This is a genomic window from Staphylococcus pasteuri, from assembly GCF_030547725.1.
Lineage (GTDB): Bacteria > Bacillota > Bacilli > Staphylococcales > Staphylococcaceae > Staphylococcus > Staphylococcus pasteuri.
In genome coordinates this window covers 1-260 of the sequence record NZ_JAUOQO010000499.1, presented here as the reverse complement: position 1 = coordinate 260, position 260 = coordinate 1, and the positions used below count along the sequence as shown (strand labels likewise).

The following is a 260-nucleotide window of genomic DNA, read 5'->3' as shown; positions in this document are numbered from 1 at the left end:
CTATTCCAGTACCGGCGTAATCACCTAATGAAGAAAGATTAATTGTGCTTTGAAAGAATGGATTTTCTGCGTCTCGAGTATTTACAAATGCAACAACATTAGGGAATAGTTGCTCAGCAAAAAAGGTAAAACCATCTGCAACAGCAACATCTCGGGGCACAAAGTCACGATTCCCTGCCACCTGCTGTAACGACACTTCCGCGTCTGGTTCACTTGCAGATGGCTGATTCAGTTTATATGATCTCCACCCTGTGCTATAA

The 260-nt window shown here is 43.1% G+C and carries 1 protein-coding gene; it reads right to left on the bottom strand.

The window, feature by feature from the left end; translation table 11 throughout:
* On the bottom strand, window positions 1-181 hold a 181-nt coding region (locus Q4528_RS14485), incomplete at its 3' end, for a hypothetical protein (RefSeq protein ID WP_303522340.1).
* Window positions 182-260: the final 79 nt, after the last annotated feature.